The organism is Salinicola peritrichatus (genome assembly GCF_003206715.1).
GTDB classification, from domain to species: Bacteria; Pseudomonadota; Gammaproteobacteria; order Pseudomonadales; family Halomonadaceae; genus Salinicola; species Salinicola peritrichatus.
Window position 1 is genome coordinate 18142 of the sequence record NZ_PZJU01000028.1, and the last position, 24216, is coordinate 42357.

Annotated in this window: 21 protein-coding genes; 12 read left to right on the forward strand and 9 right to left on the reverse strand. The window is 61.8% G+C overall.

The features are described from left to right. The first annotated feature begins 75 nt into the window (after nucleotides 1-75). From DOM57_RS11290 to DOM57_RS11315, 6 genes are all read left to right on the forward strand, one after another. Entirely contained in the window at nucleotides 76-1245 is a 1170-nt protein-coding gene (locus tag DOM57_RS11290; protein WP_275425974.1) for an FAD-dependent monooxygenase, read from the forward strand. A 271-nt stretch (nucleotides 1246-1516) separates the two neighbouring features. Further along, a complete protein-coding gene (locus tag DOM57_RS11295; RefSeq protein ID WP_110649294.1) occupies nucleotides 1517-2503 on the forward strand; it encodes a TAXI family TRAP transporter solute-binding subunit in 987 nt (328 codons plus the stop codon). An 82-nt stretch (nucleotides 2504-2585) separates the two neighbouring features. Further along, nucleotides 2586-4541: a TRAP transporter permease gene (locus DOM57_RS11300; protein ID WP_162619513.1), complete on the forward strand. Its 1956-nt coding sequence runs from the start codon at nucleotides 2586-2588 to the stop codon at nucleotides 4539-4541. A gap of 13 nt (nucleotides 4542-4554) precedes the next feature. Continuing rightward, nucleotides 4555-5427, forward strand: a complete 873-nt coding sequence (gene nadC / locus DOM57_RS11305) for a carboxylating nicotinate-nucleotide diphosphorylase (RefSeq protein WP_204352945.1) — start codon at nucleotides 4555-4557, stop codon at nucleotides 5425-5427. Between the two features lie 7 nt (nucleotides 5428-5434). Further along, complete coding sequence (gene phnN / locus DOM57_RS11310) at nucleotides 5435-7498, forward strand: phosphonate metabolism protein/1,5-bisphosphokinase (PRPP-forming) PhnN (RefSeq protein WP_110649296.1); 2064 nt, start codon at nucleotides 5435-5437, stop codon at nucleotides 7496-7498. Between the two features lie 4 nt (nucleotides 7499-7502). After that, nucleotides 7503-8669, forward strand: a complete 1167-nt coding sequence (locus DOM57_RS11315; protein ID WP_162619514.1) for an SIR2 family protein — start codon at nucleotides 7503-7505, stop codon at nucleotides 8667-8669. Between the two features lie 46 nt (nucleotides 8670-8715). Here DOM57_RS11315 and DOM57_RS11320 read toward each other — a convergent pair whose 3' ends face one another. After that, nucleotides 8716-9207 (reverse strand): MarR family winged helix-turn-helix transcriptional regulator, encoded by a 492-nt coding sequence (locus tag DOM57_RS11320; RefSeq protein WP_110649298.1) that lies wholly within the window; start codon nucleotides 9205-9207, stop codon nucleotides 8716-8718. A 257-nt stretch (nucleotides 9208-9464) separates the two neighbouring features. On the opposite strand from DOM57_RS11320, the gene DOM57_RS11325 reads away from it, so the two are divergent. From DOM57_RS11325 to DOM57_RS11335, 3 genes are read left to right on the forward strand one after another with little or no spacing between them, the layout of a single operon-like run. Beyond that, a complete protein-coding gene (locus tag DOM57_RS11325; RefSeq protein ID WP_110649299.1) occupies nucleotides 9465-11708 on the forward strand; it encodes a xanthine dehydrogenase family protein molybdopterin-binding subunit in 2244 nt (747 codons plus the stop codon). Nucleotides 11709-11765: 57 nt separating this feature from the next. After that, nucleotides 11766-12737, forward strand: a complete 972-nt coding sequence (locus DOM57_RS11330; RefSeq protein ID WP_110649300.1) for an XdhC family protein — start codon at nucleotides 11766-11768, stop codon at nucleotides 12735-12737. Further along, on the forward strand, nucleotides 12727-13332 hold the full coding sequence (locus DOM57_RS11335) for a nucleotidyltransferase family protein (protein WP_110649301.1): 606 nt from the start codon (nucleotides 12727-12729) through the stop codon (nucleotides 13330-13332). Before DOM57_RS11330 ends, DOM57_RS11335 begins: the two co-directional genes overlap by 11 nt. A 139-nt stretch (nucleotides 13333-13471) precedes the next feature. Here DOM57_RS11335 and DOM57_RS11340 read toward each other — a convergent pair whose 3' ends face one another. After that, entirely contained in the window at nucleotides 13472-13843 is a 372-nt protein-coding gene (locus DOM57_RS11340) for a diacylglycerol kinase (RefSeq protein ID WP_110649302.1), read from the reverse strand. A 226-nt stretch (nucleotides 13844-14069) separates the two neighbouring features. On the opposite strand from DOM57_RS11340, the gene DOM57_RS11345 reads away from it, so the two are divergent. Together DOM57_RS11345 and pip are read left to right on the forward strand one after the other, a co-directional pair. Next, complete coding sequence (locus DOM57_RS11345; RefSeq protein WP_110649303.1) at nucleotides 14070-15047, forward strand: MDR family oxidoreductase; 978 nt, start codon at nucleotides 14070-14072, stop codon at nucleotides 15045-15047. Nucleotides 15048-15158: 111 nt separating this feature from the next. Then, nucleotides 15159-16115 carry a prolyl aminopeptidase gene (pip, locus tag DOM57_RS11350; RefSeq protein ID WP_110649304.1) on the forward strand — a complete coding sequence of 319 codons (957 nt, stop codon included), beginning with the start codon at nucleotides 15159-15161 and terminating at the stop codon, nucleotides 16113-16115. Nucleotides 16116-16169: 54 nt separating this feature from the next. Here pip and DOM57_RS11355 read toward each other — a convergent pair whose 3' ends face one another. From DOM57_RS11355 to DOM57_RS11375, 5 genes are all read right to left on the reverse strand, one after another. Further along, nucleotides 16170-17357 carry a M20 family metallopeptidase gene (locus DOM57_RS11355; RefSeq protein ID WP_204352946.1) on the reverse strand — a complete coding sequence of 396 codons (1188 nt, stop codon included), beginning with the start codon at nucleotides 17355-17357 and terminating at the stop codon, nucleotides 16170-16172. Between the two features lie 281 nt (nucleotides 17358-17638). Further along, entirely contained in the window at nucleotides 17639-18400 is a 762-nt protein-coding gene (locus tag DOM57_RS11360; protein ID WP_110649305.1) for an SDR family NAD(P)-dependent oxidoreductase, read from the reverse strand. A 5-nt stretch (nucleotides 18401-18405) separates the two neighbouring features. Then, the gene (locus tag DOM57_RS11365; protein ID WP_110649306.1) at nucleotides 18406-19302 is read right to left on the reverse strand and encodes a polysaccharide deacetylase family protein; all 897 of its coding nucleotides are present in this window, start codon (nucleotides 19300-19302) and stop codon (nucleotides 18406-18408) included. Nucleotides 19303-19363: 61 nt separating this feature from the next. Then, the gene (locus DOM57_RS11370; protein ID WP_110649307.1) at nucleotides 19364-20134 is read right to left on the reverse strand and encodes an SDR family NAD(P)-dependent oxidoreductase; all 771 of its coding nucleotides are present in this window, start codon (nucleotides 20132-20134) and stop codon (nucleotides 19364-19366) included. 16 nt (nucleotides 20135-20150) lie between these two features. Next, complete coding sequence (locus DOM57_RS11375; protein ID WP_204352947.1) at nucleotides 20151-21548, reverse strand: MFS transporter; 1398 nt, start codon at nucleotides 21546-21548, stop codon at nucleotides 20151-20153. Nucleotides 21549-21669: 121 nt separating this feature from the next. Between DOM57_RS11375 and DOM57_RS11380 the strand changes: the two genes are divergently transcribed. Beyond that, nucleotides 21670-22437 (forward strand): IclR family transcriptional regulator, encoded by a 768-nt coding sequence (locus DOM57_RS11380; RefSeq protein WP_110649308.1) that lies wholly within the window; start codon nucleotides 21670-21672, stop codon nucleotides 22435-22437. Nucleotides 22438-22643: 206 nt separating this feature from the next. On the opposite strand, the gene DOM57_RS11385 is transcribed toward DOM57_RS11380, so the two are convergent. Beyond that, entirely contained in the window at nucleotides 22644-22934 is a 291-nt protein-coding gene (locus DOM57_RS11385; protein ID WP_110649309.1) for a cupin domain-containing protein, read from the reverse strand. Between the two features lie 74 nt (nucleotides 22935-23008). Next, nucleotides 23009-24157 carry a glycerophosphodiester phosphodiesterase gene (locus DOM57_RS11390; RefSeq protein WP_110649310.1) on the reverse strand — a complete coding sequence of 383 codons (1149 nt, stop codon included), beginning with the start codon at nucleotides 24155-24157 and terminating at the stop codon, nucleotides 23009-23011. Between the last annotated feature and the right edge of the window lie 59 nt (nucleotides 24158-24216).

Genomic DNA, 24216 nt, shown 5'->3' on the forward strand with positions numbered 1-24216 from the left:
TGCCGGCGATGTCTGGCATTGACGACAACAACGTTTGACTACGGCAAGACAAAGAAAACGAGGAAGGAGCGGTAGATGAGCCAGAAACCGATGAGCCGGGAACCGATGGGCCGGAAGCCGAAAGTCGCAGTCATTGGCGCCGGTCTGGGAGGCGCCGCGGCCGCCGCGCTACTGCAAAAGGCCGGCTACCCCACCCAGGTCTACGAACAGGCACCCGAATTCTCGCGCCTCGGCGCCGGCATCCATCTCGGCCCCAACGTCATGAAAGTCATGCGCCAGATCGGCATCGAACAAGCGCTCGAGGCGATGGGTTCTCATCCCGACTTCTGGTTCAGCCGTGACGGTGTCAGCGGCGAATACCAATCGCGCATCCCGCTCGGTGATTTCGCCAAGCGAACCTACGGCGCGGCCTATATCACGGTGCATCGCGGAGATCTGCATGAGTTGATGATTTCCGCACTGGACCCCGGCCGGCTTCACTTCGGTAAACGCCTGGAGCGCGTCGACGACACGGCCGACGAAGTCGTCATGCACTTCGCCGACGGCTCGACCGCGACGGCGGATCTGGTGATCGGCGCGGACGGCGTGAATTCACGCATTCGCGAAACACTGCTCGGCGAAGAGGACCCGACCTACAGCGGCTGGATCGCCCACCGCGCGATCGTCGATGCCGAAAAGCTCAAGGCGTACGACCTCGATTTCGAGCAGTGCGTCAAGTGGTGGTCGCCGGACAAGCACATGATGGTCTACTACGTTACCGGCGATCAGCGCGAGTACTACTACGTCACCGGCGTTGAAACCCCGGAATGGAATCATGGCACCTCCTTCGTCGACAGCTCGAAAGAGGAAATGCGCGAAATCTTCAGCGACTACCATCCCATCGTGCAGGCGCTGATCGACTGCACCGAGTCGGTCACCAAGTGGCCGCTGCTGGAGCGCAATCCGTTGCCGATCTGGCACAAGGGACGCCTGGTCCTGCTCGGCGATGCCTGCCATCCGATGAAGCCGCACATGGCCCAGGGCGCGGCAATGGCTATCGAGGATGCGGCGATACTGGTGCGCTGCCTGGAAACGGTGGACGCGACGCACTACACCGACGCCTTCGAACTCTACAAGGCCAATCGTTTCGAACGCGCTTCCCGCGTGCAGCAGGTCTCGCACGACAACACCTGGCTGCGCTACGACGAGGACCCGGCATGGGTGTTCGCGCATGACGTCACCACGCAGGAATTGAAAACTCTTTAATACCGCAATCTCACTGTCGCCCGCTCGTCATGCCCATCGAGCGGCCACTGGAGTCCAGTCATGAGTACGTACCGCTACGGCACCAATGTCCATGTCAGGAGCGAACTCTAATCCCGAGTAAATCGAATACTCACCCTTTTCTATTGACAAGGAGTTTACCGACACAACAACAAGGCATGATCAACACGATAGTGGTAGCTACGACGGTACCGTCATGAGTCGTTGCTACCCAGATTCTCATAGCAACAACAATAAATACGGAGAATAGTGCATGATTAAGCAACTCATCGCCGCCGGTATCTTCGCTGGCGGCCTGGGCCTCGGCTTGTCGGCTCAGGCCGACCCGCTCAACCTGAACCTATGTGGTGGCAGTCCCAACGGCTTGTGGCAATTGCTCGGTGTCGGCATGGATGGTGTCCTCAAGGCCGACGATCCGGGCTCCAGCGTCACCTATCAGACTTCATCCGGCGGCTTCGCCAATATCCTCCAGATGCAGGGAGACACCTGTGACCTGGCGATCGCGCACGCCGGTGAGGCGATGAAGGCTCTCTCCGGGGAGGCTCCCTTCCCGCAGAAGGTCGACAATTTCCGAGCCATCAGCGTGCTCTACAATTGGGCTCCGATGCAGTGGGTCATGACCAAGGACTTCGCCGACGAATACGGCATTCATTCGCTACAGGATATCGCCGACAAGAAACCGCCGTTGCATCTGGTGCTCAACCGTAAGGGCATACTGACATCAATGGTCGGCGAGTCGTCGCTGGCGACGCTCGGCGTAACGCCAGAAGACATCGAATCCTGGGGCGGTAGCGTGGTGCATCAAGGCTCAGCCGTGGCCACCGAGCTGGTGCAGAACCGGCGCGCCGATATGTGGGCCAACGAGACCTTCGTCGGTAGTAGTGCGATCAGCAGCATGGCTGAAAACCGTCCGATGACGTTGTTGGAAGTGCCCGACAACGTCATCAAGGCAATGGAAAAAGAGTACGGTGACAGCTCTTATACCGTGCCTGCCGACGCCTACACCTGGCTGGATCAGCCGATACATACCCATACCGCCGCGGCGCTATTGGTTGTACCGGCCAGCATGCCGGACGACGAGGCCTACCGCATCACCAAGGATCTGATCGATCACCTTGATGTGATGCAGGGGGTGCATCCGGCCATGAAACAGTTGACGCCGCAGACACTTCTTGCCCAGTCGGTGGTCGAACTGCATCCCGGTGCCAAACGCGCCTATGAGGAAGCCGGCCTGCTCTGACCGACGGCTCCGGGCCGGGCATCACCTGCTCGTGATGCCCGGCAATCCATCTCACGGGCACGCAATGCATGGGGACACCACCATGACTCGCGATAATTTCACCCGCCTTGCCAACGGCCTGCTCTCGACGGGACGCCGACGCAAGCCTGACGGCCCGTTTGGCTGGCTGCTCAAAGGCTACGGCGCAGCCATTGCGCTCTGGGTGGTCTGGACGACGGTCTTCTCCACAGCAGACGTGCTAGCACTCACCATCGTCTTTCTGACCTTGATGCTGGTGCTGGTATTCTTCCTGGTCGCTCCCAACGATAAGCCCGGCACCGAACTCCCCAATCCACTCGACTGGCTATTGATTGCAGTCAGTGCAGTCAGCGCAATATTCTTCATCGGTTCGATCGGTGACTTGTCCGATCGCATCAGTCTGCTGACACCACTGACGATGGCCCAGCTCGGCTTCGGCGTCATCATCACGCTGCTGACACTGGAGGCCACTCGTCGCACCGTGGGACTCGGCCTGACACTGATCGCAGCGGTTTTCATCGTCTACAACCTCCAGGGCCATTTGCTAGCCGGAATATTCCGCCACGGCTATATTTCACTGTCCTACTTCATCGACGTCAACGTCTACACCAGCGACGGACTGTTCGGCGTGCCGGTTCGCGTCGCCGCGACCTACGCGTTCCTGTTCGTGATGTTCGGAACCTTCCTCGATCGGGTTCGCGGCGGTGATTTCTTCTTCAACCTGGCTGCGAGGCTGACCGGCCGCGCGATCGGCGGTCCGGCCAAGGTGGCGGTCATCTCTTCCGGGCTGTTCGGCACCGTTTCCGGCAGCCCCACTGCCGACGTCGTCACCACCGGTTCGATTACCATCCCGCTGATGCAGCGCTTGGGTTTCTCGCGCAATCTGGCCGCGGGGGTCGAAGTCGCCGCCTCCACCGGCGGCAGCATCTTGCCTCCGGTCATGGGCTCAGTGGCCTTCATCATGGCCGAGTACACCGGCATCGCCTACAGCGAGATCGTGATCGCCGCTCTGGTACCGGCACTGCTCTACTACGTCGGCGTGCTGATCCAGGTCCATCTTCATTGCAAGCGACATGGCCTCGGGCGACTCGACCCCGACGAGATTCCCTCGTGGTCCAAAGTAATGCGGGGGGCCTGGCTATTCCTGATCCCATTGGCGGCGATGGTAATCCCGCTGGTCATCGGCTACTCACCAACGTTCGTGGCACTGTTCGGCACAGCGGCGATCGTGATTTGCTCGCTGTTCAGCCGCCAGCATCGCTTGACGCCCCGCCCACTGCTGGATGCCCTGGCCACGACCACCTTCCGCATGGTCGGCGTGACCGCCGCCTGTGCGGCCGCCGGGCTGGTCATCGGAGGAATCACCATGACCGGGCTGGCGACCAAGTTCTCATCGATCGTGATGCTGTTGGCTGGTGACAGTACCTTCATGACCTTGTTCTTCACGGCACTGATCACCATCATCCTGGGCATGGGCATGCCGACGGCAAGCGCTTATATTCTGGCGGCCGTACTGCTCGGGCCAACGTTGGTCAATACCCTGGGCATCGCCACCATGTCGGCCCATCTGTTCATTCTCTATTATGCTGTACTGTCGGCGCTGACGCCCCCGGTGGCGGTCGCCGCCTACGCCGCTTCGGCAATCTGCGGCGGCAACCCGGTCGGCATCGCCACCCAGGCAGTGAAACTGGCGGTATTTGCCTTCGTATTTCCGTTCGCCATCGTCTACAACCCCAGCCTCACTCTCCACGGCACGCTGCTAAGCTGCCTCTTGGAAATCATGCAGGCCTTCATCGCCACGCTGGCGATCGCCATCGCCAGCGAGGGCTATCTGCGGCACAAGCTGTCCCCCTTCGTCCGGTTGGCATTGATGGCCGGCGGCCTGACGCTGCTATCGCCCAGCGGCTGGCCAGTGTTGGTCGGACTCATCATGGTCACCGGTGCTTTGGTGACCCAACTGCGTGGTTGCACCATCAGCACCCTCGCCCAAAACGCGTTATCCCACGACAGAAACAAGTAAGGACATTCGAATCATGACCACCGAAAACCGCAACGCCCCCCAAGCCTGGCAACTCGACCCGTTGATGCTCGACGATCAGATCCGCGCCTTTCTGCGCGAAGATATCGGCTACTTCGACTTTACCGCCACGCTGCTGATCGATAGCGAACTGACCGGCCGCTTCGAGATGCGTGCCCGCGAATCAATGACACTGGCTGGCTTGGCCATCGCCGCCCGCGTATTCACGCTCTACGATGCGGGTGTTCAAGTCGAGGTACTCGCCCATGATGGCCAGCGGGTCGAGAAAGGCACCACACTGCTCAAGATCGAGGGTCCGGCGCGCAGTATCCTGACGGCCGAGCGTACCGCACTCAATCTGGTTCAACACCTTTCAGGCATCGCTACCGTCACCGCGACCTACGTCGAACGCATCGCCGATACCAAGGCCCAGTTGATCGACTCGCGCAAGACCACGCCAGGCCTGCGTGCGATGGAAAAGCACGCAGTGACCTGCGGAGGTGGCCGCAACCATCGCCTAGGTCTCGACAACGGCATCATGTTGAAGGACAACCATATCGCCGTGTGCGGCAGCATCACTGCCGCCGTGGCCCGCGCCAAGGCCAGCGTGCCGGTATTGACCAAGGTCGAGGTCGAATGCGACCGCTATGATCAGGTCGAAGAAGCTCTGGCCGCTGGTGCCGATGTGATCATGTTCGACAACATGTCGATCGAGGAAATGCAACGCTCGGTGAATCTGGTCGATGGTCGTGTACTGCTGGAAGCCTCCGGCGGCGTGCGCCTGGAAACCATTCGCGCCATCGCCGATACCGGCGTCGATTTCATCTCGGTCGGCCGCATCACCCAATCCTCTCCGGCGCTGGATATCGGTCTGGACGACGCGGAGTGAGTCGGAGATGAGTTCGCAGACTCAGTCACGCGGTAAATTGGTATTGGTTGTCGGCCCCAGCGGGGCCGGCAAGGATACCCTGATGGAGCGTGCGCTGACCGACTACGCCTGCACCCAGCACGTGATCCTGACACGTCGGGTGATCACACGCCCCGCCGATGCGGGAGGTGAAGATCATCAAGCCATGGACGAGTCGGATTTCGACGATTCGCTGGCAGCCGGTGAGTTTCTGATCCACTGGGATGCCCATGGTCTGCGCTATGCGCTGCGCGCGGACATTCGCAACGAGATAGACCAAGGTCGCACGGTACTGGCCAACGTATCGCGCAAAGTGATTGGCGCCATCGTCGAACTGGGATTGCCGGTCGCGGTCATCGAAGTCACGGCGTCACGCGAAGTTCGCGCCCGGCGTTTGTCGATGCGGGGTCGCGAGACGGCCGGGGATATTCTCGCCCGTCTCAAGACACTGGATTGGCAGGCACCGGCCGGCATCGCCCATTACCGCATCGACAATGGCGCCGATCTGACCAGCGGCGTCGAACGTTTTCTGGTCACCCTGGCCAGTGCCTGCGGCGGCGACACGCCGATTCGACACCTGCCTATCGATACCGGCCCTCGGCTGATTGGATTTCTCTCGCTTCGCCATCCGTTGCGCGATGCGATCCAGGCGTTATCCGCTCCCCGCGTCGAGATCAATATTCTCGGCCGCCCACTGGTGCTGGAAGTTCAATGGGTCGACGACGATCATTGGCTCCCCAGCGATGCCATCGGGTTGTCCCGAGGCACGCTGGCGCGCCTCGGCCTGATCGCTGGCATGCCACTGCAACTGCAGCCGGCACCACCGCCGGCCGGCTCGGTTGCTCTGCGACGCAAGCTTCGCGGTTACTCGCTGAACGAGGAAGAATTCTTCCGTGTGGTTCACGATATCGCCGACAACCGCTTCGACGAGGCATCGACCGGAGCGTTTCTGGCCAGCCTGGCCAATCATCTCGACGATACCGAGATCATCGAGCTGACGCGGGCGCGGGCGCGAATTGCCCAGACATTGCACTGGAACCGCCCAATGGTGGTCGACAAGCACTCGATGGGGGGATTGCCCGGCAGCCGTATCACGCTGATCGTGATTCCCATCGTCGCTGCTCATGGCCTGACGATCCCCAAGGCTTCCTCCCGTGCGATCACGTCTCCGGCGGGCACGGCCGATACCATGGCGTTGTTTGCCGATGTCGAACTCGGCCCTGACGACGTGCGACGCGTCGTCAATGGCGCCAACGGCTGCATCGTGTGGAACGGGCGTCTGTCGCATACCCCCTTTGACGACATGACGAATGCCATCGTGCGGCCGTTGGATCTGGATTCGGCGCGCATGAGCGTCGCCTCGATCCTGTCCAAGAAACTCGCCGCCGGCGTCACCCATCTGGTCGTCGACCTGCCCACCGGGCCGCAGGCGAAGCTGCAGACGCTGGACAAGGCCGAGGAGCTCAAGCAATTGATGGAAAGCGTCGGCGCGGCGCTCGGCATGCAGGTCCTGGCGCGCATCACCGACGGCACGCAGCCGGTCGGTAAGGGAATCGGCCCCAACCTGGAAGCGCGCGATGTGCTGCAGGTGCTCGATAACGCCCCCGATGCTCCTCGGGATCTGCGCGACAAGGCGCTCGATTTCGCCGGCGCCCTGCTCGACTGGGCGCCGGACATCGCACCGGGCCAAGGCCGTGCGCGGGCCGAGGCGCTGCTCGCCGGCGGCCACGCCAGGGCCCAATTCGAACGGATCGTCGATCTCCAGGGGCGTCGTCAGCCGCCCGCCGCTCCCGGCGCTTTCTGGGCCGACATCGAAGCCCAGCGCTCGGGCCGGATCCGCCACGTGGATATCTGGCGGCTCAACTCAATCGCCCGTCTGACCGGGGCTCCCGGAGACAGCCTGGCCGGACTCGACCTCGCGGTGCGCAAGGGCGACGACGTGCGCTCGGGCCAGCCGCTCTACCGCCTGTTCACATCCACCCAGCATGCCCTCGAAAGAGTGGTTGCCTTCGCCCGTGCCGGCAACGCCTTCGAGATCGCCGAGGAGCCATGACGACATGCCGTCGACGGGTATCAACAACGCCGCCACCGTGGACGCCTTCCAGCGCCTGATCGGCAACCTGCTGAAGCAGGATCCCGAGCATCGCAAACCGCCGGTAGTCACCTTCTGGTGCGGGGCGGGATTCTCCAAGGCGTGGGATCCTCGCTCCCCCACCGATGGCAAGCTGTTTGCCATCGATCTCGACGATATCCGCGACTTCCCCAACCTTCAGCACGTGATGCACGTCATCGGCTGGGAGGATTACCGGCATCTGGATTTCGAGCGCTTCAAGAACCTGCGCTACGTGCTCGACATGCAGGTGCGCTACCCGGACATTCGCAACCGCTATTTCGACGACCAGAACCTGCGCTTGAGCATCAGCGAGCTGCGCACGCTGGTGATGCGGCGCTTCACTGCCGCCTGCGATATCCACAACGTCGACGACGCCACGTTACGCTTCACCTCGCCCCACGACAGCGACGGGCAGCGGGCGATCACGCAATTCTTCGCCGCCCTGGAGGATCGCGCGGGCCATGCGGGGCTGGGCGCGAGCTGGCCGCTCTATCACTTCCTGACGACCAACTACGATTTCACCATCGAAACCATCCTGGAGCACGTCTATCGCCAGGACGCACCGGTGTTCGGGCGTCTCTATCGCGGCGTGACGCCACAGCGGATATGTGGCGGTACCATCTGGGAACACCTGCCGCGTACCGTCGACCGCAACGTGATCAAGATCAACGGTGGCTTCGAGATTCTGCCGACCCGGGAAGGCTTCGACTTCGAGTATCGCCAGCGCAGCGACGCGCAGATCCGCCAGCAACCGCCGTTGCTGATCCTGCCGTCCCAGGTCCAGGATTACGACGAATCCTACTTTCATCAGGTCTTCCCCAAGGCGGTGCGCCTGCTGCGGGAAACCGACGTGTTGGTGATCGTCGGCTACAGCATGCCGCACGAGGATTCCCTGGTGCGCTTCATTCTGCGCCAGCTCGCCGAAAGCCCGTTCGACGCCACGGGCAAGCATGTGTTCGTCATCGACACCAAGAATCACGCCACCATCAAATCGCGCCTGGAGGAGATGTTCTTCTACCTGCCGCGCACGGGCTGGCCGCGGGAGCACTACTACAGCGGCCGCTTCGAGGATTTCTGCCAGCGCATCAACGAGACCGGTGGCGTGTCATGAACGCCATGTCCACGGCGCCCCGGCTTGGGCGATTCCATGCGGAAGATCAATCGCCGGAAGCGTTCATCTTCTCCAGCAAGTGCATCAGCGCAATGCGCTCGGCGGGATTGAGTTCGCCCATGGTCAGATCGGAGATGCGCTTGGCCCGGGGCACCATGGTGGCGACCAACTCCCGTCCAGAGTCGGTGATATCGACGATCACCTTGCGCTGGTCCTGGGGGTCCGAGGAGAGCGTCACCCATTCCCGCGCCTTGAGCCGCTTGATCACGCCGCGGATGGTCGCCGGATCGATGGCCGTCGCCTTGACCAGGTCAGTCAGCGCACTTGGACCGTAGTCCATGATCGTGCACAGCGTGACGAACTGGATCGCCGTCAGCTGCCTGTCGCAGCTTTCCCGCTGGAAGATGGCGGTATGACGCTGATAGGCGCGGCGCAGGAGATGTCCGACCTGTTCGGAAAATTCGTAATCCTGCTGATGGGGCGTCGGAGTCGTGGAATCGCTGGACGCCTCGTTGATACGACTGGCTTCGGATGGCATATGACAAACTCCTGGCGACAAAGGAGAAAATTCCGCACCGGCTTGAGATAGGGCGCAGGCACTATAGTTTTGTACAAAAATCCTACACCATTTGGTCAAACTTCATCCATAACGAAATCCAGTTCCTAATAAACCATTGTTATATAATTGTATTTATTAACCCTAAAAAGACAGCGATGATTTTCGTACAAGCTAAAAACGATGACCACACCCTATAGATGTGAGAGATTGCCTACAACCGAGGAGCGAACGCCACGATGCCGATGACCCTGCCCGATCGCCAGCGACTGCTCGAGGGCACCGATATGCTGGTGGTCTATCGCGATCCCGTGATCCCGCCCAAACCCGCCCCCGGACAGCCCGGCACGCATTCGGATTTCGTGCCGACAGAACCGGAGCTCTTCATTGCGCTGCTGGCGGATGGCCGATTCCTGGCCTTCAACGGCCACGTCGATCTGGGCACCGGCATTCGTACCGCGCTGACGCAGATCGTCGCCGAAGAGCTCGACCTGGCGATGGATCGTGTGCAGATGGTGCTGGGCAACCCGTTCGAGGTTCCCAACCAGGGACCGACCATCGCCAGCGCCAGCATCCAGATCACGGCCCAGCCACTCAGGCGCGCCGCCGCCCAGGCGCGGCATCACTTGCTCGCCAAGGCGGCCGAGTGGCTGAATTGCCCGTTGGAGACGCTCCGCGTGGACGATGGCGTGATTCGCGCTCCGAATGGCGCAACGCTGACTTATGAAGAACTGCTACGTGGCGAGCGGCAGGCGTTGCGACTCGACGAACAGACCCCCACCAAGCCGAGCCACGACTATCATCTGGTCGGCCGGAATGCCGCACGCGTCGATATCCCCGCCAAGACTCGCGGCGAGTTCGTCTACGTCCACGATGTCCGGCTATCCGATATGCTGCACGGCCGCGTGGTGCGACCGCCTTATGTCGGCTATGACAGCGGAGATTTCGTCGGTTGCAGCCTCCTCGAAGTCGACCGCGCCTCGGTCGCCGGCTTCCCGGGACTCGTCGACGTCGTGGCCGAGGGCGACTTCGTGGGGGTCGTGGCCGAACGCGAGGAGCAGGCCGCTGCCGCCGCCAGGAAGCTCAAGGTGAGCTGGCGGAAGCTGCCCCGGCTGGCGGAACTGGACGATCTCGAAACCGCGTTGCGTGCCCAACCGGCCAAGCGCCGCCCCCTGCTCGAGCAGGGCGACGTCGAAGCGGCCTTCGCAGCCGCCCCGGAGGTCATCGAGCGCCGCTACGTCTGGCCCTACCAGTTGCATGGTTCTATCGGCCCTTCGTGCGCGGTGGCGGACTACCGCGAAGAGCGGCTGGTCGTCTATTCCGGCACCCAGAATCCCCATAGCCTGCGGGCCGATCTGGCGCGCCTGTTGGCGCTCGACGAAGGCAATATCGAGATTCGCCGTCACGAGGCCGCGGGGTGCTACGGTCGCAACTGCGCCGATGACGTTGGCGCCGACGCGGCATTGCTCTCCCGGGCCGTGGGTCGTCCGGTCCGCGTCCAGCTCGACCGCGCCCAGGAACACGGCTGGGAGCCCAAGGGAACGGCGCAACTGATGGAGGTTCGTGGCGCGCTGGATGCAGATGGCGAGCTGGCCGCATACGATTTCGTGACCCGCTACCCCTCCGACGACGCCCCCACCCTGGCGCTGTTACTCACCGGCGCCCAATCGCCCAACGACGTGCCGTTCCAGATGGGCGACCGTACCTCGGTGCCGCCCTACGCCTATCCCCATCAGCGAATCGGCTGCGATGATGTCGCCCCGATCGTGCGCGCCTCCTGGCTTCGAGGGGTTTCGGCGCTGCCCAACTGTTTTGCCCACGAGAGTCTGATCGACGAGTTGGCCGAACGCGCCGGTGCCGATCCGGTCGGCTTTCGGTTACGCTACCTAGAGCCACGAGCGCAGGCATTGGTCTCGGCGGTCGCCGAGCGCGCGGGCTGGTTCCGGCGCACACGTCGTACAACCGACGATGGCGCCTGGCTGGAAGGCCACGGTTTTGCCTATGGTCATTACGTGCACAGTAAATTCCCGGGGTTCGGTGCCGCCTACGCCGCCTGGGCGGTGACGCTGCAGGTCCATCGCGACAGCGGGCGGATACGCGTCACGCAGGTTACCGTGGGCCAGGATGCCGGCTTGATGATCAACCCGGCCGGCGTACGCCACCAGGTGCACGGCAATATCATTCAAACGCTGAGCCGCACGCTCAAGGAACAGGTGAGTTTCGAACACGGCCTGCCGACCAGCCGCGAATGGGGCGGCTACTCGATCTTGCGCTTCGACGAGCTGCCGCCGATCGACGTCCTGCTGCTGGACAACCCGGACGAAGCGCCGCTCGGCGTCGGCGAATCCGCCTCCCTGCCCGGCGCGCCCGCCATCGCCAGTGCGCTGTTCGACGCCACCGGCATGCGTTTTCGGCGCCCTCCGTTTACCCCCGAGCGGGTACGCGCGACGCTTACGGAAGCCTTGCACCCCATGCCCAACTGACGCATAACGAGGGTCAATATTCGTCACGCCATCGGTTGGCGCCAGGAACTTCACCTTATGCAATATCTCGATCTGCAAGTCCTCGAAGCCGCTCTCGAGTGGGCCAATGCCGGCGAAACGATCTGGCTCTGCAGCGTGCTCGCCACTTTCGGCTCGTCGCCGCGGGAGCCCGGCTCGATGCTGGTCGCCCGGGCGGATGGTTCGCACGTCGGTTCGCTCTCCGGCGGCTGTATCGAGGAGGATTTCCTGGGCAAGATCGCCGAAGGGCATTTTGGCGATGCGCTATCGGTGGTTCGCTACGGTGAAGGGGCCGACGAGTCCCCCCAGGTTGCGCTGCCCTGCGGCGGCATCCTCGACGTGCTGGTCGAGTGCCTGACACCGGACACCGCGAACCTGACCCATCTCGAAGTACTGCACGCCACCTTGCTGGGGCAGCGCTCGCTGGTACGCCGGATCGATCTGGAAAGCGGTCGCAAACGCTTCGTCGAAGCCGACGAAAACGGCCCGCGTGTCGAGCGCGACGGCCCGATCGTCCAGCTCCGCGTCGGCCCGGCGCTACGGCTGATCATCGCCGGCATCTCGCCGGTGTCGCAATTCTGCGCCGAGTTCGCCCGCGCCCTCGGGTTCGAAGTGATCGTTTGCGATCCCCGGGACGAAGCGCGCCGGGATTTCCCTGTCGACGGCGTCGAGGTGCAATCGGTACTGCCGTCGCTGTTCATCGCTTCAGGTGGCTGCCACGCCGCCACGGCGGTAGTCGCGCTGACCCACGACCCGCGCATCGACGACCTGGCGATGATCGAGGCGGTGCGCACGCCGGCTTTCTACATCGGCGTGATGGGTTCGAAGCGTACCTCCGCCAAGCGCGCCGAGCGGCTCAAGCGCTCCGGCGGCCTGGACGACGACGCCATCGCCAGGCTGCACATGCCGATCGGTCTCGACCTGGACAGCAAGACCCCGGCCGAAATCGCCCTGGCGGTGGTCGCCGACATCCTGCGCGTGCGTCGCGGCAAGGCGCGCCATGAGCTGTGATGCCGAGCGTCGCGAGGTGGTCGCGCTGGTCATGGCCGCCGGCGTGGCCAGTCGCTTCGGCAGCGACAAACGCCGCCACGTCATGGCGGATGGCCGCACGATGCTGGCGACGATCCTCGGGGCGATCCTTCCCGCCTATCCACGGGTATGTCTCGTCGTGCGCCCCGGCGAGCCGCTTGCCTGGTTGGATTCAGAGCTCGTCGGCACACTCCGATGCCTGGAAGCGCCGCATGCCGAGCGCGGTTTGGGAGCCAGCCTGGGCGATGCCTTTCGTGAACTGAACCGGCACGGCGAGACGGCGGTTGCCGCTGCGGTCATCCTCGCCGACATGCCATGGCTCACGATGCGAACCTGCGAGCGGCTCAATCGCCACGCCGAGGCCGGGCGGATCGTGATCCCGCAGCACGCCGGCCGCAGAGGTCATCCGGTGCTGTTCGGCAGAAACTTTTGGGAAGAGCTTGCTAGTCTCGAAGGTGGCGAAGGCGCTAGAGAGGTCGTGGCTCGGCATCGCCAAGCGATGGTTCTGATCGATGTCGACGACGCCGGCATCTGGCGCGACGTGGACTTTTCAGGGGATCTGCCCGACGGCGGCTAGGCTATGTGCGAAAAGTCGGCGAGCGACGGTCAGACAAGGCAAAAATCAACGAAAAGACGGAGTTTACGGGGTGTAAATGAGTATTTTGAGCTGATTTTTAACGCCGTATGGCCGAGCGCAGGCAGTTTGCGTACATAGCCTAACCAAAGAACTTGTCCCACGCCAACAACCCCCAGGTCACCGCCGCCATCCCCAGCGACAGCATCACCGCCGCCGAGCCGATATCCTTGGCGCGCCCGGAAAGCTCGTGATGCTCGGGACCGATGCGGTCGACCACCGTCTCCACGGCGCTGTTGAGAAGCTCGACGATCAGTACGAAGATGCAGCTTCCGACCAACGCCAGCCACTCGATCGGGTTCTTGCCGATCCACCAGGCGAAGGGTACCAGGACGATGCACAGCGCCAGTTCCTGGCGAAAGGCGGTTTCGTTGCGAAACGCCGCCACCAGCCCCTTCAGCGAATAACCCGTGGAGTAGATCAGATGGCGAAAGCCGGTATCGCGAGATTTCATGGATGCGTGTCGCGGTCGCTGCGACGACCGCCCTCATAAGAATCGTGAAGCCCGACCGGCAGCGCACTCCCGCCCCGCCCGTTTGGCGACAATAGTGTTTGTCGACGATGGTAGCAGAGGCGCATGGCGACATCATCGACGCGGAGCTACCGTGATATAACGAATGCATCCTCGGCCTATCCGGTCGGGAAACGGTTTCTCTGCGTCACTCATTTCGAGGTTCACCATGCCACGTGCTCTATTGGTCTACGATGACGAGCCCCGCGCCCGGGTCGAGATGCTCGATGCCGCCCGGTTGCCCGAGCATGCCGTCACCGTCGACATCGACTACTCCGACCTGAACTACAAGGACGCGCTGGCGGTCACCGGTAGCGGTCCGATCGTACGCCACTATCCGCTGGTGCCGGGAATCGATTTTGCCGGTAGCGTCGCGCATTCCGATGATGATCGCTACGAGCCGGGCGACAAGGTGATTCTGACCGGCTGGGGTGTCGGCGAGAGTCACTGGGGCGGCTTCGCCGAGCGCATGACCATCGACCCGGACTGGCTGGTACCTTGCCCCGGCCCACTTTCCACGCGCCAGACGATGCTGCTGGGCACCGCCGGCCTGACCGCGATGCTCGCCTTGATGCGGCTCGAGGAAGCCGGGCTCGAACCCGGCGATGGTCCGGTGGCGGTGACCGGCGCCAGCGGCGGCGTCGGCAGCTGGGCGGTGCAGATGCTGGCCCATGCCGGTTACGAAGTGCATGCCATCACCGGCAAACCCGAGCGCAATGACTGGCTGCGCGAGCTGGGCGCCAGCGAACTGCTGCCGCGCGCCGATTTCGAGGCTAAGGCGCGTCCGTTGGAGAAACAGCGCTGGGCCGGCGCCGTGGACGCCCTGGGCGGACCGGTATTGGCCACGCTACTGGCCCAGGGCCGCTACTACGCCAGAATCGCCACCGTGGGGCTGGCCGGTGACAGCGCGCTGCCCACTACGGTCATGCCGTTCATCCTGCGCGGTGCCTCGCTGCTCGGGGTCGATAGTGCCTACATCCCCTTCGAACGGCGGCGCGCCGCCTGGCAGCGCATTGCCTCCCTGCCCCACCTCATGTTCGAGCGCATGGCCGTCGAAGAGATCGCCCTGGAAGCGATCGCCGACAAGGCCCAGGCGATGATCGACGGCCGCACCCATGGACGAATACTCATCCGTCCGACTGCCTGATTTACCGGCTTGCCCTTATGCCCCTTGGCCTCATTTCCGCGGGGCCTATATGATCCGATATTCGACAACACGATCGCGCCGAGACGGCGCCGCTCTTCAACAAGGTCAATCATGTCCCAATCGAATGCCCTCTACCCGCCTATCGAACCGCATACGACAGGCCAACTGGAAACCGGCGACGGCCACCGGATTTATTGGGAGCGCTGCGGCAATCCCGACGGCAAGCCGGTGGTCTTTCTTCACGGCGGCCCGGGCGGCGGCTGCAAGCCGATCCATCGCCAGCTGTTCGATCCCGAACGCTACGACATCCTGCTGTTCGATCAGCGCGGCTGCGGTCGCTCGACCCCCCACGCCAGTCTAGACAACAACACCACCTGGCACCTGGTCGAGGACATGGAACGCCTGCGGGAGATGATCGGCGCGGAAAAATGGCAGGTATTCGGCGGTTCCTGGGGCTCGACGCTGGCACTCGCCTACGCCGAACGGTACCCCGAGCGGGTCAGCGAACTGGTGCTGCGCGGTATCTTCACCATGCGCCAGCAGGAACTCGACTGGTTCTACAAGAGCGGGGCGCGCAACATGTTCCCCGAGAAGTGGGCACGGCTGGTGGAGATTCTGCCCGAGGCGCGGCGCGACGACGTGATTGCCGCCTTTCATGAACTACTCAATGGCGACAACCGCGAATGCCAGCTCGAAGCCGCCCGTCGCTGGAGCGTGTGGGAGGGAGAAACCTCGCGGCTGATGCCGGTCGACGCCACCGCCTCGCACGCCGAGGACCACTTCGCGCTGGCCTTCGCCCGCATCGAGAATCACTACTTCATCAACCGGGGCTTCTTCGAGTTCGACGATCAGCTGCTGCGCCAGGCGGATCGCCTGAAGGGCATCCCCGGGGTCATCATCCATGGCCGCTACGATATGGTCTGCCCGCTACGAAACGCCTGGGACCTCTCGCAAGCCTGGCCGGAAGCGCAACTGGAAATCATCGAAGCCGCCGGCCATGCCTTCAGCGAACCCGACATCATGGCTGCGCTGGTCAAAGCAACGGATCGCTTTGCCAAGCGCGATTGAAGGCCGGCAGTGACAGCAACACGGAACGGCTTCCCGCTCCGCCATGCGCCGATCTCACGTTCGCGAATCGCGGGCCAGGTCGAGAATCGTCGCCGCCACCGCCTGCGCCCGCGGTACGAAGGTCTCCAGCCGACAGTATTCATCATCTGTATGCATCTTGGCGCCGACCGGACCGGTACCGCAGAGCGTGGGAATGCCCATGCTGGCGGTGGTGCCGGCATCCGAACAGCCGCCGGTGAACTCGCCGTCGACGCTGAAGCCGAGCTTTTCCGCCTGGGCCTGGTAACGCGCGAACAGCGCCTCGCTCATGGCCGGCTCCATCGGCAGAAAGCCGGAAGTCTGGCGAACCGTGGCCCGGGTGCCGGGAATCTCCTCCTCGGCCACGATCGCTTCGATCCTGGCAAGCAATTCGCTGCGCTGTTCGTTGGTGACGAAGCGCGTATCCAGTTGCGCCTTAGCCATCGGCGCCACGGTATTGCGCGAGACACCGCCTTCGATCAAACCGACGTTGGTGGTCACGCCGCTGGCGTAGTCGGTCAGGGCATGCAGCTTGACGATCTTGCGTGCCAGCGCCTCGATCGCGCTGGCGCCATCGGCGTGACTGACGCCGGAGTGAGCGGCGCGGCCTTCGACCTCGATCAGCAACGCCGCCCCGCCCTTGCGCGCAGTGACCACGTTGCCGCTGATCCTGCCGGGTTCGGCATTGAGTACGGCCCGCGCCCCCGCCGCTGCCTCGCGAATGAAGGCGGTGCCATCGCGGGAGCCGATCTCCTCGTCGGCGGTGAACAGGGCATGCACCGGGAACGGCAGCGGGTCGAGACGCGTCAGCGCCCGCAACACGAAGACATTGAGTACCAGCCCCGATTTCATGTCGGCGACACCGGGCCCATAGGCGAGATCGCCCCGTTGGGTATAACCGCGCTCCGCCACCGTGCCGGTGGGAAACACGGTATCGCGGTGGCCCATCAGCAGCACATGGCCGCTCGCCGCATCACCGCCAGTGCCGGGCAATTTCGCTTCGAGGATGTCCCCGGCTTCCGGTCGCGGCGTTCGCGACACCGCAATGCCGTCGGCTTCCAGCCACTCGACGATGACGTCGGCCACCGCGTCGGTACCGGCCTTGTCGTAGCTGTTGGAATCGATATTCACCAGCGTCTTCAGGCACTCGGTCATCGCTTCCCGTTGTTCGGCGAGCCAATCGCAGGCTGTCTGAGCCATCACTCCAGGGGACATCCGTGACATTTGTCATGTTCCTCATCATTTACAAGCAATTAATATTACAGTTCATATGTCCAAGCTTTATTTGAAATAATTAGAGCGGTAACCAAGCTAAGAACATAAGAAAAATTAAGGCATTTATGCGGCGCTTCCTTAATCGTCAAGCCGGACATGTCGCAGCCAAACGACATGCAACTCTTAATCATCCTAAACACACTCACCTTTAGCCATCGACACATGCACGTGAAAACGATCCGCCATCGGGTTGTTCCTATGGCGGATTGGCGTGTTGCAGAAGTAAAGCGTCAGAGCGGTTCAGGCATGAACTTGGTTGTCGTCCAGCCGCCATCTACTGGTAGCGTCACGCCGGTAATGAAGCTGGAGGCCTCGGAGGCAAGAAACAAGCAGGCACTGGCGACTTCATCCGCCGTTCCAGTACGTCCCATTGGCGAGCCCTCGATCATCATACGTCGATACCAGGGATTGCCGTGAATACGCTCGCGAGTGATTGGAGTCTCGATGGCTCCCGGTGCAATGGCATTGACACGAATACCGTCACGACCATATTCGGCGGCAAGCTGCATCGTCAGACCGACCATGGCAGCTTTGGTCGGCGCATAGCCCGACGTACGTGCGGCCCCCATTATGCCGAACACCGATGACATATTGGTGATCGTTCCGCCCTGCCCTTGTCGGCGCATCTGACCAATAACCAGACGGCTCAGCTGAAATGGCACCTTCAGATTGATTGCGAAGTAGCGTTCAAAATCGTCATCACTGGTCTCCTCTATCGGCCGGGCATTGCCGATACCGGCATTGTTAACCAGGATATCAACGCGCCCGAACGCCTCGATGCACGCAGCGACGACTCGATCGGTCGCACCCGCAATGCATAGGTCGAGCGGCACTGCATGGCAGCATGAATGCCCGGCAAGCGTCTCGGGAACAGGCGTTCTGTCCGCTGCCAGAACACAGGCACCTTCGTCAAGGAACTTGAGTGCCGTTGCCAGACCGATTCCCGAGGCGGCGCCAGTAACGATAGCGATCTTATTGTCGAGTTGCGCCATGATCGTTACTCCGCGTGGTCGCGCGCCCAGCTCACCACGTCGCGGTGAGTGGCAAACCAGACGTCGCCGCGAGCCTGGATATGGCGAATCAGTTCCTCGAGTATCCAGATGCGCGAACGGTAGGTGATAATATGAGGGTGCATCGTCAGTTGAAAGATGCCGCCTTCCTCCCAAGCGGCGTCGAACTCACGCCGAAAAATATCGAACACGTCGCTCGGCGGCGTATAAGGCCTGAGCGACTGGAAACGGTGCATCATGAAATAGACCGCATCGTCGCGCACCCACTCTACCGGCAGTTCGATCACGCCAGTCCTTTCGCCCGACAGCAGGAGTTCATAGCAATCCTCGTCAGCCATCAGCGACGAGTCGTATAGCAACCCCATTTCGCGCGCAATAGCCAACGTATGCGGGCTGAAATCCCAAGACGGCGTGCGCATGCCGACCGGTTTGATGCCAGTAATGCGCTCCAGCGTCTCGGAGGCACGCATCAACAGATCCTTTTCATCCTCGTAGCCAAGCACCGAGTTCAACTCATGGATCCAGCCATGCAGACCGATCTCATGGCCCCGCCTGACAATGTCGCGCTGCTCGTCGGGATGTAGCATCGCTACTACTGCCGGAACGTAGAAGGTGGCCGGCACGTCATACTTTTCGAGCAAACGCAGAATCCGCGGCACACCGACGCGGTTGGCATACTGTCCCCAATTGAGCCGTCCGATCGATTGACCGCCCTCGCGCAGCTCACTGGTTTCGTGATCGGAGTCGAACGACAGCGCCACGGCGCAGCGCGCACCATTCTTCCACCGCTGCGGTCGCAGCAGCGCGCCGGCACGCACGCGCTCGACCTTGTCACGCCACTCCGCCTCCTCCCACTGCCATGGTTTTTTGTCCACTGAAGTCATGACACGCTCTCCTTGTTTTTGAATGCTCTTTGATGAAGGTACAGTTTGTCTCCCTGCTCAACTAGACGAGCGGCATCCCGGTCACCGGCAGCGTCTGCCCGGTGATCCAGCCGGCATAGTCGGAAGCCAGGAACATCACTGCATGGGCGATATCCTCGGGCTCGCCTAGCCGGCCCGCCACCAGTTGAGCCGAAAACCCACGCTGAAATTCAGGCGTATAGCCGTCCCACTGGCGTTGGGCATCAGGATTGGTCTTCATGAATCCCGGTGCCACGGCATTGACCGTCACGCCGCTGGGCGCAAATTCCTGCGCCAGCTGTTTGACCAGCCCCGTCTGGCCGTGCTTGGCGGCGCAGTAGCTCTGTATGCCAGTCAGGCTGGTGGCGAGTCCAGCGCGGCTCGACACGATAATGATCCGTCCGGCCTTGCGCGCTTTCATACCTGCGGCTACGGCACGCACGCTCAAGAAAGCACCAAACAGATTGACGTCCTCGATCTGGCGCCACTGCCCGGCCAAGACCTCCTCGATCGGTTGCGGAATCTGACCGCACATGCCGCCCGCCACATAGATCAGCGCATCGACATCACCCTCCTGCTGCAAAGCTGTGAACAACTCTTCGACGGAGGACTCGGAGGTCACATCGACGCGCAGCGCCACAATAATGCCGGACAGACTATCGGCCTCATCGATATAGGCCTGCACCCTCGCCACGGCGAGATCGCAGGCCCACACATAAGCCCCACGCGCGGCAAAGGCGAGCGCAATCGCACGACCGATGCCCTGCGCCGCGCCGACCACCGCGATGCGTCTGGCGTTGAAATCGATGTTCATGGGTTTACCACCCTCCTCAGCGGAGATCGACATGCGCTGTCTCGCGCATGGTCCAGATGAAAAAGGCAGACGCCAGCGCCCCGGCAATCAAGTAGTAGGTCGGAGAGATCGGCGTACCGGTCTGTTCGATCAAGAGCGTGGCGATGAAAGGTGCGAAGCCGCCAAAAATGGTTACCGCCAGGCTATAGCCCACCGACATCCAGGTCGAACGGGTACGGGTCGGAAACATTTCGGCGATCGCCGCAGGACCTGGGCCGGAAACCAGCGAGATCATCAACGCAAAAATGATCTGTACCAGCATGACGATCAAGAACGTCTGCTCACTGAGCAGCCACTTGAATAGCGGATAGGGCAAGATCACGAAGCTTGCGCAGCACAGCAAGAGCAATGGTCTACGACCGACCCGATCGGACAATGCTCCCATCAGCGGCACGACAAGCACTAACACGATCAGGCCGATGGTGTTCGACCACAGTGCTGCCGATGCCTCCATGCCCGCATAGTGCTGGATGAAGGTCGGCATGTAGGTCAGCATGGTGTAGTAAGACACTGTCCACATGATAGTGAAGCCGAACGCGCGTACCGCGCGCTTGAGCGACGAGTTCGTCACGTTTTCGGCCTGTTGCTGAGACGTATCGTTCGCCTCGGCCTGCACGGCTTCATAGGCGGGCGATTCATCGATATTGCGGCGCAGATAGAGTCCGACCGGCCCAAGCACGCCGCCTAACAGAAAGGGAATGCGCCAACCCCAATCATTCAGGGCCTCCGCGCCCAACAGCGTGCCGGTCAGTGCCGCCACGGCCGAACCGAGCAGCATGCCGATCGCGAGACTACTTTGCTGGAAGCTGCCGTAAAAGCCGCGTTTGCCCCGCGGCGCCCATTCGACCATGAAGGCGGTGGAACCGCCCCACTCGCCGCCGCCGGAGAAGCCCTGCACCAGACGGGCCAACACGATAATGATGGGAGCGGCGATACCTATCGTCTCGAACGACGGCACCAGCCCTATCACTACGGTGCTGCAAGCCATCGAGAACAGTGTTACCAGCAGTGCCACCTTGCGGCCTTTGACGTCGGCTAAGCGACCGATCAGCACGCCACCCAACGGCCGCATCAGAAAGCCGACACCGAATACCGCAAAAGTCGCCAGCAGTGACGAGGCTGCGTTTTCGGCGGGGAAAAAGTGCTGGGCGATGATCGAGGCCATGAAGCCGTAGATCGCAAAATCATACCATTCAAGAATGTTACCCATCGCAGCAGCGATTACCGCTTTGCGCCCCAGAGCCTGACGACGCGCTTCTTCGTCGCCGGGCAATACCGAAGCCATACCGGTATCATGCTGATCGATTACGGTATCCACCATATCGAGTTCTCCAAGCTGTCTATCGTTGTTGTTTGCCTGTATCACCGTTGCCACTTGTATCGCTCTTTCATCGTGGAGCAACGATCAACTCTTGGTTTATAGAATCTTAAAGCAATTTGCAACATCGCTATATGATTTTGTGTATTGCAATGCAATACAAAGAAAGGAGTATTAGATGACTCAAGACCGACTCTTCGTGGCCTCGCTTGAGAAAGCAATGACCGTGCTTTACACATTTTCTTCTGGTATTCAATCGCAAAGCCTGAGCGAAATTGCGATTGCCAGCGGTTTAGATAAAAGCGCCGTACAGCGCTTCACCCATACGCTAACCAAGCTCGGCCTGCTGGAAAAACATGAGCAGACGCGCCGTTACTCATTGGGGAAAAAGACACTAGAGCTTTCCTACTTCTATCTGCGCGCCGATCCACTGATAGAAAGGGCGACCCCCATTGTCCTGGCGCTGCGTCAGCGTTGTAACGAAAGGGTCAACCTGAGCCTGTTCGATGACACGACCATTCTCTACGCCATCCGCCAGCCCAGCAGGCATGACTATCCGGGTGCCTCGTTGGTTGGCCGACGCATGCCGCTGCACTGCACTGCTGGCGGACGAGCGATTATGGCAAAGCTGGACGAGGCACATATCGACGATATCCTGGCCCGCTCCGAGCTAACGCCGCTGACACCGTATACCCTGCTCGATCCCGAGCGCATCCGCGCCGAAGTATGCAAGACGCGAGAACGCGGCTACGCCCTCGCCGTGCAGGAAAGCGTCCCCGGAGAATTGACCCTCGGCGCCGCCATTATCAATGCCCAACGCCAGCCTATCGCTGCGCTGCATATTGCCGGCTCGATCAGCGACTGGTCCCCCGCCGACTTCGAGGACAAGCTCGCACCACTACTGCTCGAAGCGGTCCATATTCTCAACCACAACATGCGGTTGTAGGACAACGTCTGCGCGTGTGCCAGACCCGCTATGCTGGTAGGCAACGCTTTTAGCCACCCAGGAGCCGCGCCGATATAGAACGCTAATATCGCCCGCCGTGGACGTGAGATTGAGTCATCTGGCGATACCGTAACGAAGGGAGGATAACCGAGGCGCGATTATCTTCCACGGATCGCGGCGGCGCCATCGTCTTACGGAGCGCCGATTTACTTGATCTCTATCTCAACGAAGACGAATTCGAAATCGTTGTCGTTGACCACGTTGTGCTCGACCCCCACCGGACGGTAATAGGAAACGCCGGCTTCCAGGGTCGAGAACGTATGGCCGTCCAAGGTTTCCAGTTCGAGCTTGCCGGTGGTCTGAGGTACCACTACGTAGTCGTGCTCGTGGCGATGCCAACCGGTCTCCGCGCCAGGTGGGAAGCGCCACTCGGTGACCCGAACCCGATCATTGTCGACTTGCACGCTGGGCTGGGCCTGGGGCCGCAAAGCTTCCATGAATCAAATCCTCGAGCAGAAAATCGGAGTGTCGGACACCGACGCCAAGCCGGTACCCGAGGCGTCGTGACGGCTCAATAGCCGTATCGATCGAGAATCGCGTTCTGATCCTGAGACGGCTGCCCGTAAAACTCCAGCAACTGCGCCGGCCGGTTGGTGAAGAAGCCGTCGACACCACGTTCCCGATAACGCTCGAAATCCTCGGCGTCATCGACAGTATAGAGATGCACCAGCAAGCCGTCGTCATGGGCCATGCCGACCATCCAGGGCTCCGCCAGATCCGCATAGCTGAATCGGCTGCTGAACGGACCGTCATGCTCGGACTGCAGCGCCGACGGGCCGACGCCGATGGCGCCATGCTGCTTGGCGAAGTCGAGCCATGCCTGATAGGCCTCGGGCGAGGCGACCTTCTGGCGCGCGTAGTAGTCGGCATCGCTTTCGTTGTCACCCTGGGGCTCGCTCGGCGCCGCTTCGATGCCGCCGTCACCCAGCCACAGCAGCAACACGCGCGGCACATGCGGCAATTCCTGCTCCAGCGCCTCCAGGCTGGCCCTGGAGAAAGTCTGCATCACGATGCGGCCCGGGCCGTCGCCCACTTTCACCGCACCTTTTGCGGCTGGGCGCGACTTGGCTGCATCTCCCAACCAGCCGCGGGATTCCAGCTTCTCGTGCAGGTCCTTTTCGATACCGGGGAACTGTTCGGGAACCTTGGTCTCGATGTAGAGACCGGGATGATTCTCGCCCCCTTCGGCGATATCGATCACTTCGTCGAGAGTCAGAATCTTGAGCCCGGCATAGTCGTCCCGGGCGCGATCCGGATAGGCCTCGTTGAACCAGTTGCCGGCATCCAGCTGCTTGAGTTCGTCGAGGGTGAAGCTCGATACCGGCGCATCGACGCGGTCCGGAAAAACCTCGGCGACGTTGGTGTTGCGGCCCAACGTATTGTCGTGCACGGCGACCAGCACGCCATCCCGGGTCCGTTGCAGGTCGAGCTCGAGATAGTCGGCGCCCAGATCGCGCGCCAGCAGGTAAGCCGGTCTGGTCGACTCCGGCGCCTGGTAGGATGCGCCGCGGTGGGCGATTACTGCGTCACAGGGTACCGGGATCTTGGTGCAGAGCGTCGAACCTTGCATCGATTCAGCGGCATCGGTCGTTCCCAGCGGCAACATCAGGCCCAGGCCGACGGCGCCGAGCCAACCCCATGAGCTCCAGGGATTCGGCATGATCGAACGTCTCCTTGTTGTTGAGCGTGGGCGGTCCTCTAACGTATCAGACCCTCAGT

Coding starts and splice junctions, on each gene's coding strand:
- DOM57_RS11290 (WP_275425974.1), top strand. CDS start 76: ATGAGCCAGAAACCGATGAGCCGGGAACCGATGGGCCGGAAGCCGAAA.
- DOM57_RS11295 (WP_110649294.1), top strand. CDS start 1,517: ATGATTAAGCAACTCATCGCCGCCGGTATCTTCGCTGGCGGCCTGGGC.
- DOM57_RS11300 (WP_162619513.1), top strand. CDS start 2,586: ATGACTCGCGATAATTTCACCCGCCTTGCCAACGGCCTGCTCTCGACG.
- nadC (WP_204352945.1), top strand. CDS start 4,555: ATGACCACCGAAAACCGCAACGCCCCCCAAGCCTGGCAACTCGACCCG.
- phnN (WP_110649296.1), top strand. CDS start 5,435: ATGAGTTCGCAGACTCAGTCACGCGGTAAATTGGTATTGGTTGTCGGC.
- DOM57_RS11315 (WP_162619514.1), top strand. CDS start 7,503: ATGCCGTCGACGGGTATCAACAACGCCGCCACCGTGGACGCCTTCCAG.
- DOM57_RS11320 (WP_110649298.1), bottom strand. CDS start 9,207: ATGCCATCCGAAGCCAGTCGTATCAACGAGGCGTCCAGCGATTCCACG.
- DOM57_RS11325 (WP_110649299.1), top strand. CDS start 9,465: ATGCCGATGACCCTGCCCGATCGCCAGCGACTGCTCGAGGGCACCGAT.
- DOM57_RS11330 (WP_110649300.1), top strand. CDS start 11,766: ATGCAATATCTCGATCTGCAAGTCCTCGAAGCCGCTCTCGAGTGGGCC.
- DOM57_RS11335 (WP_110649301.1), top strand. CDS start 12,727: ATGAGCTGTGATGCCGAGCGTCGCGAGGTGGTCGCGCTGGTCATGGCC.
- DOM57_RS11340 (WP_110649302.1), bottom strand. CDS start 13,843: ATGAAATCTCGCGATACCGGCTTTCGCCATCTGATCTACTCCACGGGT.
- DOM57_RS11345 (WP_110649303.1), top strand. CDS start 14,070: ATGCCACGTGCTCTATTGGTCTACGATGACGAGCCCCGCGCCCGGGTC.
- pip (WP_110649304.1), top strand. CDS start 15,159: ATGTCCCAATCGAATGCCCTCTACCCGCCTATCGAACCGCATACGACA.
- DOM57_RS11355 (WP_204352946.1), bottom strand. CDS start 17,357: ATGTCACGGATGTCCCCTGGAGTGATGGCTCAGACAGCCTGCGATTGG.
- DOM57_RS11360 (WP_110649305.1), bottom strand. CDS start 18,400: ATGGCGCAACTCGACAATAAGATCGCTATCGTTACTGGCGCCGCCTCG.
- DOM57_RS11365 (WP_110649306.1), bottom strand. CDS start 19,302: ATGACTTCAGTGGACAAAAAACCATGGCAGTGGGAGGAGGCGGAGTGG.
- DOM57_RS11370 (WP_110649307.1), bottom strand. CDS start 20,134: ATGAACATCGATTTCAACGCCAGACGCATCGCGGTGGTCGGCGCGGCG.
- DOM57_RS11380 (WP_110649308.1), top strand. CDS start 21,670: ATGACTCAAGACCGACTCTTCGTGGCCTCGCTTGAGAAAGCAATGACC.
- DOM57_RS11385 (WP_110649309.1), bottom strand. CDS start 22,934: ATGGAAGCTTTGCGGCCCCAGGCCCAGCCCAGCGTGCAAGTCGACAAT.
- DOM57_RS11390 (WP_110649310.1), bottom strand. CDS start 24,157: ATGCCGAATCCCTGGAGCTCATGGGGTTGGCTCGGCGCCGTCGGCCTG.